This window comes from Streptomyces sp. MZ04 (genome assembly GCF_004684775.1).
Taxonomy (GTDB): Bacteria; Actinomycetota; Actinomycetes; order Streptomycetales; family Streptomycetaceae; genus Streptomyces.
The window spans coordinates 1-10,472 of record NZ_SRIC01000280.1; the positions used below are offsets into that span (position 1 = coordinate 1).

Here is a 10,472-nt window from a genome sequence, read left to right on the forward strand (position 1 = left end):
GCCCCGCACCCCCCAGCCGGGAGGCGAGGAACGCGCCGGTGAACGCGTCGCCCGCGCCCGTCGAGTCGTGGGCGACGGCAGGCAGCGCGGGGACTTTCCCCCGCACCTCGCCGCCCCGGGCCACCAGCGCGCCCGCGGCGCCCCGCTTGGCCACCACCGCGGGGAACTGGCGGCTCAGCTTCACGGCCGCGTCCGCCAGGTCGGGCACACCGGTGAGCAGCCGCGCCTCGTCCTCGCTCGGCAGCAGTACGTCCACACCGTCCGTCGCCGCCAGGAAGCGGTCCACGCCGAGATCGGTGAGGAACCCCGCCGACGCCGGGTCCACACTCACCGGCACTCCACGCGCGCGTGCCGACGCAAGCGCCGCCCCGGCCGCCGCCCGGCTCGGCCCGGCGAAGAACAGGTATCCCGAAAGGTGCAGCCACCCGACACCGTCCAGGAGCGCGGCCGACCAGTCGTCGGCCGACAGGCGCACGGATGCGCCGCTGTCCGACAGGAACGTCCGCTCGGCCCCGGCACCCCCGTCGACCAGGCAGATCACCGTCCCCGTCGGCGCCTCGGAGTCGACGACCAGCCGTGGACGTACTCCCGCGCGCGTGAGCGCCTCCTCGTGCCACGCCGCCGAATCGGCGCCGACCCGCCCCAGGATCCGTACGTCCCGGCACCCCCAAGAGGCCGCCCAGGACGCGACATTGGCGCCCGCGCCGCCCGGCACCGCACGGATCACCGCCTCCGTGTCGGTGCCCGGCGCGAGCGGCTCGCGGTGCCGCGCGACGATGTCGGTGACGACGTCGCCGACGACCAGCAGCGCCCCGCCCCCTGAGCTCACCGCCCGGCCCAGGCCGCCGCGATCCGGCCCGCGAGCCGTACGTTGCCGCGCACCGCCGCGAGGTTGGCATCGAGCGACGCGCCCCGCGTACGCCGCACCAACTGGTCCAGGAGGAACGGCGTGACCGCCTGCCCCGTGATGCCCCGCTCGGCACACTCCTCCAGTGCCTCGGCGAGCACGCGCGCGTGGAGGGCGGGATCGAGCTGCTCGGACTCGGGCACGGGGTTCGCGACGATCAGCGCTGACTCCGGACCGCCGACCGCGTCCTGGGCCCGCATCACCTGGGCGACCTCCCCGGGCGTACGGAGCGTCCAGTCCACGGGATGTCCGGAGTCGGTGAGGTAGAAGCCGGGGAAGCGGTCAGTGCCGTACCCGGCCACCGCGACGCCCAGCGTCTCCAGGCGCTGCAGCGTCGCCGCCACGTCCAGGATCGACTTCACGCCCGCACAGACCACCGTGATGCGCGTCCGGGCGAGCAGCTCCAGGTCGGCGGACTCGTCCTGGGTCACCGTCCACTCCCGGTGCACCCCGCCGAGCCCACCCGTGGCGAACACCCGCACGCCCGCGCGCGCGGCGAGCAGCGCCGTCGCCGACACGGTCGTCGCCCCGCTCGCACCGGCCGCGACCGCGAGCGCCAGATCGCGGTGGCCCAGCTTGCGGATGCCGTCCTCGTTCGCGACCCGCTCCAGCTGCTCCTTGTCCAGGCCGACGCGTGGGCGCCCGTCCAGGACAGCGATCGTCGCGGGGACGGCACCCTCCGCCCGTACGACTTCCTCCAGCTCGCGCGCCACCTGGAGATTGCGCGGGCGGGGCAGCCCGTGCGCGATGATCGTGGACTCCAGGGCGACGACCGGCCGCCGATCCGCCACCGCCGCCTGTACCTCGTCGGACACCACCAGCACGGGCCTGCCTCCTGCCTGTCGGGTCTCCCCTCATCCCTGGCGGGCGGCACACCCCGCCAAACCCTTGGCGCGCCGAGGACGGCACAGTACGACTTCTCGTACGACGCGTTCGGCGCCCGCGGCAGGGCCCGCCGCAGCTTCTGCTTCCGCGGCCCGGACAGAAGGCTGATCGCCGATCACGCGGAAGGCGCACCCCTGGCAGGGCCCTGTCGCGGGGGCCCGGCTAGGGTGACCGGCCATGACCACGAATGATCAAGCTGTCGCGTCGTTTGCCGTGCACATTCCGGATGCCGAGCTGGAGGCCGAGCCGCTCGATCCGGCGCAGATCGTCTCCGGAACCCCGGAGGTCACCGGCAAGCTCCTGTGGGAGTCCGCCGACGGCAAGCAGCTGCGCGGCATCTGGCAGATCACGCCCGGCGTGGTCACCGACACCGAGGCCAACGAACTCTTCGTGGTCGTCAGCGGCCGCGCCACGATCGCCGTCGAGGGCGGCGACGTGATCGAGGTCGGCCCCGGTGACGCGGCCGTCCTGCGCGAGGGCGACCGTACGACGTGGACGGTGCACGAGACGCTGCGCAAGGCGTACCACATCACGCTGCCCTGACCTCCGGTCAGGCCTTCTTGACCGCCCGGCGGATCGCGAGCCCCGCCATCGGCAGCAGCACACAGACGCCGATGAGGTTGAGCCAGCCGTAGCTCGCCTGCGCGACGATCAGGCCGGCCGCCGCGCCGCCGATGCCCGCCGCCGTGTTCATGGTCAGGTCCGAGAGGCCCTGCACGGCGGCCCGGGCGGGCTGCGGGACGGAGTCGGTGAGCAGCGCGGAGCCGGACACCAGGCCCGCGGACCAGCCGAGGCCGAGGACGAAGAGACCGGCGGCGGTCTGGCCGTGACTGGGCCCCGCCGTACCGGCGAGCAGCGCGGCGCAGCACAGCAGCCCGACCGCCAGGCCGATCACGGAGAGCCTGCCGAACCGGTCGGCGAGCCAGCCCATCACCGGCGACAGCGCGTACATGCCCGCGATGTGGCCGCTGATGACCAGGCCGACCAGTTGCAGGCTCGCCCCGTGGTGCCCGAGGTCGACCGGCGTCATCACCATGATCGAAACCATCACGGTGTGCGACACGGCCACCGTCACCAGGGCGAGGCGGGCCATCGGCGATGCGGCCACCGCGGCGACACCGGCCCGCAGCGAGCGGCTCTGCGCGGTGTCGTCCTCCTGCGGGGCCAGGGCGCGCGCGGTGAGCAGCGGGTCGGGCCGTAGCAGTACCGCCACGACCAGACCGGAGACCGCGAAGATCCCGGCGGCGAAGAGGAAGGGGCCCGCCGTCTCGGGGATGGCCGTGTCGGCGAAGGCACGGCTGGTGGGGGCGGCGATGTTCGGCCCGAGGACCGAGCCGATGGTGGTGGCCCAGATGACCAGGGAGATGGCCCGGCCGCGCCGCTCGGGCTCGGCGAGGTCGGCGGCGGCGAACCGTGCCTGCAGATTCGCCGACGAGCCCGCGCCGAAGCCGGCCATGCCGAGCAGCAGCAGGGGGAAGTTCTCGATGACCGCGGCGAGCACCACGAGCCCCGCGCCGAGCGCGCCGATCAGATACGCGAGGACGAGCCCCGGCCGCCGTCCGCGCGAGGTCATCAGCGCGGCGAGCGGCAGCGAGAGCAGCGCGGTGCCGGCCACGGAGGCGGTGGGCGCGAGCCCGGACAGGGCCTCCGTCCCGCTCACCTCGGTCGCCAGAACCGGGGCCAGCGCGATGCCGATCGGTACGCCGAGCCCGCCCAGTATCTGACTGGCGATGAGCACCGCGGTGGTGCGACGGCGGAGGCCGGGCAGCGCCTCCGGGGCAGGTATGTCAGGAGCGTCGACGGTCGAAGTCACTGACGCAGTGTGCCAGGACGTTCGTATGTGCGAAACACGGTTGTTGCGTCCGACCGGGCGCAGACAGCGTGCGATCGGCCGACACCTCAGACCAGCCCACAGCCACCCAGCCCCTCAGAACAGCGGCTGCGGCAGTACCCCCTCCAGGGCGAGCAACTGCCGCTTCGTCTCCAGGCCGCCTCCGAAGCCGCCTATGCCGCCGTCGCTCTCCACCACGCGGTGGCACGGGACCACGACCGGCAGGGGATTGGCGCCCATCGCGAGGCCGACCGCCTGGGCGGCGCGGGGCTGGCCCACGCGGCGGGCCAGGTCGCCGTAGCCGACGACCGCGCCGTACGGCACGGTCGTCAGCTCGCGCAGGACCTGGCGGTTGAACCCGGAGATCAGTGACCAGTCGAGGGGCAGGTCGAAGGCGTGGCGCTCGCCCGCGAAGTAGGCCGCGAGCTGCCGTATGGGCTCGGAGAGGAGTGGCGAGTCGGGAGCCTCGACCGGCTCGGCCCCCAGCCGGGAGCCGAGCCGGGCGAGCGCCTTGTCGCGCACCGCGTCCGTGGCGTGGAAGACGACGGTGACCAGACCCGCGTCGGTCGCGGCCAGCAGCAGGGGGCCGATGTCGCTCGCGACGACGGCCCACACCACCCGCTGCCGGCCTTCCTGCCCCTGCGTGTCCTGTCCGTTGGCGTTCATGTGGACCACCGTACGACCGGGCACTGACAATGCCCGCCGCCGTCGGCCGGGACTATTCGGAGATCGCCTTGCGTACGACGTCCGGCGTGTTCGTGATGATGCCGTCCACCCCGAAGCCCGCCACCCGCTGCGCGCTCGCCGCGTCGTTGACGGTCCACGTGAAGATCTCCAGGGGCTTGCCGTGCGGCCCCTTGAACGCGTGGATCGCGGCGACGTACTCGTTGGAGATCGAGCCGTGCGTCGAGTTGATCTGGTCGGAGAACTTCGCGTACGCGGGCAGATCGGCCACGGCGGGCGTCCCGAGGAAGCCCGTCTTGATGTCGGGCCGCAGCGCGTGCACCGTCTTCACGCTGTCCGCGCTGAAGCTCTGGATCACGAGCTTGCTGCCGACGTGCTCCCGGTCGAGCCAGCCCTCCTTGCGGAGCACCTCAAGGCCCTGCTTCTCGATGCCGGGGTACAGCTCGGGCTTCTTGAACTCGAAGACGAGCTTCTGGTGGTTGCGCGAGACCCGGTTCATGTACTGCTTCAGCGTCGGCACCCGCTGGCCCGCGTACTTGGGGCTGAACCAGCTGCCCGCGTCCAGCCGGGCGATCTCCGCCGCCGTGAAGTCGGCGACCTTCCACGGCGCACGGTCGGGGAAGAGCTCCTCGACGTTCGTCGTCCGCTTCAGGGTGTCGTCGTGCATGATCACGAGCTCGCCGTCCTTGGTGCGCTGGACGTCGTTCTCGACCCAACGGAACCCCATGTCAGCCGCCTTGTCGATGGCTGAAAGAGTGTTCTCCGGTGCGTAGGCGGAAGCACCCCGGTGCGCGACGACCAGCGGTCTGTCGTGCACGGCGGACGACTGGGCGGACGGCTGCGCCGAAGTCCGGTCGGAGGCCTGAGCGGTGGCGGAAGGGAGGACGAGTGCACCGGCTCCAAGGAGAGCGGCGGTGGTGGCAGCGGCAGCGGCAGCGCGTGCGTACAACGGTGACTCCTCGCGATTGCGGGCACGGACCGGATGAGAGTGACAGTCCACGGCCAACGCGAGACAGGTGCAGGATGGCCACAGGTTGAACGGGGACAGCCGGGTTACTTTCCCGGAAAATCATTCGTACGTTCCGGAGTGAGCTTTACTCTCTGCGGCAGCCCACGGCCTCTCAGTAGACCGTCGGTTGGGGCCAGATGGGGTTTTTCCCGGGCGAACAGGTACTACAGGCGGAAGGGCTACCGCGAATGCAGGGCACGGTCGACGGTTTCAGCTACGGAGCGGTCACACCCGTAGTGGCGTACCTCATGGCCTGTCTGGGCGGCGCGCTCGGACTGCGCTGCACCACCAGATCACTTCTTGTCGCGCACTCCTGGCGACCGGGCTGGCTCGCTCTCGGATCGGCCGCGATCGGCTCCGGCATATGGACCATGCACTTCGTCGCGATGATGGGCTTCACCGTCAAGGAAGCCCCGATCCACTACGACAAGGCGCTGACCTTCGCGAGCCTCGCCGTCGCCATCGTCATGGTCGGCATCGGGATCTTCATCGTCGGCTACCGCGGCGCGACCGGGACGGCCCTGTTCACCGGGGGAACGATCACCGGCCTCGGTGTCGCCTCGATGCACTATCTGGGAATGGCCGGAATGCGTCTGCGCGGAACGCTGGAGTACAACACCTTCACCGTCTCCGCCTCCGTCGTCATCGCCGTCGTCGCAGCCACCGCGGCACTGTGGGCGGCCGGCCAGGTCAGAGGCTTCCTGTGGAGCCTCGGCGCGAGCCTCGTGATGGGCCTGGCCGTCAGCGGGATGCACTACACGGGCATGGCCGCGCTCCGTGTCCATCTGCACGGCTCGACCGGCGCGCCGACCACCGGGGACTCACCCGCCGAACTCCTCGCGCCCATGATGATCGGCCCGCTCGCCTTCCTGGTCCTCGCGGGCGTGATCGTGATGTTCGATCCGCTGATGGTGATGGGCAAGGAAGACCTCAAGAACGCCGCGCAGGCGGGGCGCGCCCCCTACCCCGTCCCGCGCTCCGGCGACCGGCACGACCCGCGGGCCGGCCGCAGGCCCCCGCCGCGCCCCGGCTCCAAGGCCCCGCAGAGCTGGTGATCCGGCCCCGTTGTCAGTGCGGGGTCGTACGGTGGGTTCCATGCGGCCCGTATCCAAGATCGAACGCACGGTGGCACCTTTCGAGGTCGTCAGCAACTACACGCCAAGCGGCGACCAGCCGGCGGCCATCGCCGACCTGGAGCGGCGCATCAACGCAGGTGAGAAGGACGTCGTCCTGCTCGGCGCGACCGGCACCGGCAAGTCGGCCACCACCGCGTGGATGATCGAGAAGCTCCAGCGCCCCACGCTCGTGATGGCGCCGAACAAGACGCTGGCCGCGCAGCTGGCCAACGAGTTCCGCGAGCTGCTGCCGAACAACGCGGTCGAGTACTTCGTCTCGTACTACGACTACTACCAGCCCGAGGCGTACGTCCCGCAGTCGGACACCTACATCGAGAAGGACTCCTCGATCAACGAGGAGGTCGAGCGCCTTCGCCACTCCGCGACGAACTCACTGCTCACCCGCCGTGACGTGATCGTGGTCGCCTCCGTCTCCTGCATCTACGGTCTGGGCACACCGCAGGAGTACGTGGACCGGATGGTCCCCCTCAAGGTCGGCGACGAGATCGACCGCGACCAGCTCCTGCGCCGCTTCGTCGACATCCAGTACACGCGCAACGACGTGGCCTTCGCGCGCGGCACCTTCCGGGTCCGCGGCGACACCATCGAGATCTTCCCGGTCTACGAAGAGCTGGCCGTCCGCATCGAGATGTTCGGCGACGAGATCGAGGCGCTCTCCACGCTGCACCCCCTCACCGGCGAGGTCATCAGCGACGACGACCACCTCTACGTCTTCCCGGCCTCGCACTACGTGGCGGGTCCCGAGCGCATGGAGAAGGCGGTCAACGGCATCGAGAAGGAGCTCGCCGAGCGCCTGACCGAGCTGGAGAAGCAGGGCAAGATGCTGGAGGCCCAGCGCCTTCGGATGCGTACGACGTACGACCTGGAGATGCTCCGCCAGATCGGCTCCTGCTCCGGCGTCGAGAACTACTCGATGCACTTCGACGACCGAGAGCCCGGCTCCGCGCCCAACACCCTGATCGACTACTTCCCCGAGGACTTCCTCCTCGTCATCGACGAGTCGCACGTCACGGTCCCGCAGATCGGCGCCATGTACGAGGGCGACGCCTCCCGCAAGCGCACCCTGGTGGACCACGGCTTCCGGCTGCCGTCCGCGCTGGACAACCGCCCGCTGAAGTGGGAGGAGTTCCTCGGCCGCATCGGCCAGACCGTCTACCTCTCGGCGACCCCGGGCAAGTACGAGCTCTCGCGCGGCGACGGCTTCGTCGAGCAGATCATCCGCCCCACCGGCCTCGTCGACCCGGAGGTCGTGGTCAAGCCCACCGAGGGCCAGATCGACGACCTGGTGCACGAGATCCGCACCCGTACCGAGAAGGACGAGCGGGTTCTGGTCACCACCCTCACCAAGAAGATGGCCGAGGACCTCACCGACTACTTCCTCGAACTGGGCATCCAGGTCCGCTATCTGCACAGCGACGTCGACACCCTGCGCCGCGTCGAGCTGCTGCGCGAGCTGCGCGCCGGTGAGTACGACGTCCTGGTCGGCATCAACCTCCTGCGCGAGGGCCTCGACCTGCCCGAGGTCTCCTTGGTGGCGATCCTCGACGCCGACAAGCAGGGCTTCCTGCGCTCCGGCACCTCACTGATCCAGACCATCGGCCGCGCGGCGCGCAACGTCTCGGGCCAGGTCCATATGTACGCGGACAAGATCACTCCGGCGATGGAGCAGGCCATCGACGAGACCAACCGCCGCCGCGAGAAGCAGATCGCGTACAACAAGGAAAAGGGCATCGACCCGCAGCCGCTGCGCAAGAAGATCAACGACATCGTGTCGGCGATCGCGCGCGAGGAGGTCGACACCGAGGAGCTCCTCGGCACCGACTACCGCAAGGGGAAGGGAGCCGATGCGGGAACAGCCGCCAAGGCGCCCGTGCCCGCGCTCGGCGGGGCCAACGGCAAGGCCGGAAAGGCCGCCAAGGGCAAGGCCGCCGCGAAGGTCCCCACCGACCGTCCCGCGGCCGAACTGGCCGAGCAGATCGAGGAGATGACCGCGCGGATGCGCGCGGCCGCCGCCGACCTGCAGTTCGAGATCGCCGCCCGGCTGCGTGACGAGGTGTCGGAGATGAAGAAGGAGCTGCGCCAGATGAGGGAGGCGGGCCAGGCCTAGCGCGCCCGCTGGGGGCGGGGGACACGGCGGAAACACCGTACTGGCTGGTGTGTTGCAAGAACGCCACAAAAACCCGCCCGTGGTGCGGCACTGTCAGTGGCGCTGCGTAGGGTGCTGGGCAACCGCACAGACTGGCGGTTGCCCAAGGCAGTTCGAGAGGGGACAGCGCGTGACGGTCAACATGACCAAGGGTCAGGCCATCAGCCTGCAGAAGGACGACGGGGGCGCCCTGACCGCGGTGCGCATGGGACTCGGCTGGCAAGCGGCCCCCAGGCGGGGCCTGTTCGGCACGCGCACGCGTGAGGTCGACCTGGACGCGTCGGCGGTGCTCTTCGCCGACAAGCAGCCGGTGGACGTCGTCTTCTTCCGTCACCTCGTCAGCGACGACGGTTCCGTACGGCACACGGGCGACAACCTCGTCGGCGGTGCCGGCCAGGGCGGTGACGACGAGTCGATCCTCGTGGACCTGCAGCGCATCCCGGTCCACATCGACCAGATCGTCTTCACGGTGAACTCGTTCACCGGCCAGACGTTCCAGGAGGTGCAGAACGCGTTCTGCCGCCTGGTCGACGAGACCAACGGCCAGGAGCTGGCCCGCTACACCCTGGACGGCGGCGGTCAGTACACCGCGCAGATCATGGCGAAGGTCCACCGCGCGGGCGCCGGCTGGCAGATGACGGCCCTCGGCAACCCGGCCAACGGCCGGACGTTCCAGGACCTGATGCCGTCGATCCTGCCGCACCTGTAAGCACGCGGCACCAGTAGTACGTACAGAGGGCACGAGGGGGACGAAGGCGATGACGGCCGAGCTGGTCCGGGGGCAGAACCACCCGCTTCCCGGGACCCGTCTGGAGATCCGGGTCTCGGTCGGCAAGCCGATCGTGGCCGGGGTCACGCTCAGCGACGAGCAGGGCAAGGTGCGCGGCACGGACTGGGTGGCCCATCCCGGCTCGCCCAACCTGCCCGGGCTCGAAGTACCCAAGCAGGCGGCGGCCGACCATCGCCTCGCGGTGGACCTGGACGCCGTGCCGGAGGACGTGCACCGGGTCAACGTCCTGCTCGCGCTGCCCGTGGGCGTCGGGGGCCCGGTCAGCTTCGGCGCCCTCGCCGCCCCCTTCGTCGCCGTCACCGGGCTCGACGGCTCCCAGGTCGCCAGCTACACGATCACCGACCTGGACGCCGAGTCCGCCGTCGTCGCCCTGGAGCTCTACCGCAGGCAGGACGCCTGGAAGGTACGCGCCGTCGGCCAGGGGTACGCGGGCGGCCTCGCCGACATGCTCACCGACCAGGGCCTGCCGGGGGCCCACGAGTTGGCGGGCACGATCAATGAGGCGGTGGCCCAGGGCCTGGCCCGTTCGGTCGCCGCACCGCCGCCCCGCCCCTCGGACGAGGCCCGCGTGCGGACCACGGGGCAGACCACCGCCGGCGGGCCCGGGGCCACCGGCGACGCGGCTCCCGGCCGGCCCGCCCCGGCCGCCCCGCATCAGCCGGGCGACACGGGCAGCTCGGGCGGCGGCCCCGTCAACTACACGCATCCCGGCCGCCAGACCACCACACCGCCGCCGCCCGCGCCGACCGCCGCCCCGGCCGAGCCCGGCAGGCCCGCCCAGCCCGTGGCGGGCGACGCGACCGGCTGGTCCATGGAGGAGCGGCTCTACAACCAGGTGTGGGGCATGTTCGAGGACCTGGCTCGCACCATGGCGGCGTACCGAAGCGCCGTGGACTTCGCCGAGTCGCGCATGGAGCAGGAGCTCGACAAGGTCCTCTCCGATCCCCGCAGCCGCATCGGCAACACGGGCGACGCCGCGCGCGAGGCCGCCCGCACCAAGCACGGCCTCCTCGTCGACCAGGCGAGGGCCGCCCTCGACCGCGACCTGGGCCAGCTCGCCGCCGAGTCCGAGGTCGTCGAGCCC

General features: G+C 71.1%; 10 protein-coding genes. 5 read left to right on the forward strand and 5 right to left on the reverse strand.

The window, feature by feature from the left end; all coding sequences use genetic code 11:
- Both E2651_RS35600 and E2651_RS35605 read right to left on the reverse strand, forming a co-directional pair.
- Window positions 1–829 (reverse strand): PfkB family carbohydrate kinase (locus E2651_RS35600; protein ID WP_245239437.1); only part of this gene is annotated, 829 nt, incomplete at its 3' end.
- On the reverse strand, window positions 826–1,731 hold the full coding sequence (locus tag E2651_RS35605) for a pseudouridine-5'-phosphate glycosidase (RefSeq protein ID WP_135335398.1): 906 nt from the start codon (window positions 1,729–1,731) through the stop codon (window positions 826–828). The genes E2651_RS35600 and E2651_RS35605, both read right to left, overlap by 4 nt.
- 238 nt (window positions 1,732–1,969) lie before the next feature.
- Between E2651_RS35605 and E2651_RS35610 the strand changes: the two genes are divergently transcribed.
- Window positions 1,970–2,335, forward strand: a complete 366-nt coding sequence (locus tag E2651_RS35610) for a cupin domain-containing protein (protein ID WP_135335399.1) — start codon at window positions 1,970–1,972, stop codon at window positions 2,333–2,335.
- 7 nt (window positions 2,336–2,342) lie between these two features.
- Here E2651_RS35610 and E2651_RS35615 read toward each other — a convergent pair whose 3' ends face one another.
- The 3 genes from E2651_RS35615 to E2651_RS35625 all read right to left on the reverse strand — a co-directional run bounded on the left by E2651_RS35615 (window position 2,343) and on the right by E2651_RS35625 (window position 5,256).
- Complete coding sequence (locus tag E2651_RS35615) at window positions 2,343–3,605, reverse strand: MFS transporter (RefSeq protein ID WP_135335400.1); 1,263 nt, start codon at window positions 3,603–3,605, stop codon at window positions 2,343–2,345.
- Window positions 3,606–3,719: 114 nt separating this feature from the next.
- The gene (locus E2651_RS35620) at window positions 3,720–4,289 is read right to left on the reverse strand and encodes a methylated-DNA--[protein]-cysteine S-methyltransferase (RefSeq protein WP_135335401.1); all 570 of its coding nucleotides are present in this window, start codon (window positions 4,287–4,289) and stop codon (window positions 3,720–3,722) included.
- Between the two features lie 52 nt (window positions 4,290–4,341).
- Window positions 4,342–5,256 carry a glycerophosphodiester phosphodiesterase family protein gene (locus E2651_RS35625; RefSeq protein WP_135335402.1) on the reverse strand — a complete coding sequence of 305 codons (915 nt, stop codon included), beginning with the start codon at window positions 5,254–5,256 and terminating at the stop codon, window positions 4,342–4,344.
- A gap of 248 nt (window positions 5,257–5,504) precedes the next feature.
- Here E2651_RS35625 and E2651_RS35630 point away from each other — a divergent pair, with 248 nt between their 5' ends.
- The 4 genes from E2651_RS35630 to E2651_RS35645 all read left to right on the forward strand — a co-directional run.
- A complete protein-coding gene (locus E2651_RS35630) occupies window positions 5,505–6,371 on the forward strand; it encodes an MHYT domain-containing protein (RefSeq protein ID WP_135335403.1) in 867 nt (288 codons plus the stop codon).
- A 40-nt stretch (window positions 6,372–6,411) separates the two neighbouring features.
- Window positions 6,412–8,559, forward strand: coding sequence for an excinuclease ABC subunit UvrB (uvrB, locus tag E2651_RS35635; protein WP_135335404.1), 2,148 nt, complete (start codon window positions 6,412–6,414; stop codon window positions 8,557–8,559).
- Window positions 8,560–8,728: 169 nt separating this feature from the next.
- On the forward strand, window positions 8,729–9,307 hold the full coding sequence (locus E2651_RS35640; protein WP_135335405.1) for a TerD family protein: 579 nt from the start codon (window positions 8,729–8,731) through the stop codon (window positions 9,305–9,307).
- A gap of 49 nt (window positions 9,308–9,356) precedes the next feature.
- Window positions 9,357–10,472: TerD family protein (locus E2651_RS35645; RefSeq protein ID WP_167828995.1), on the forward strand; the 1,116-nt coding region annotated here is incomplete at its 3' end.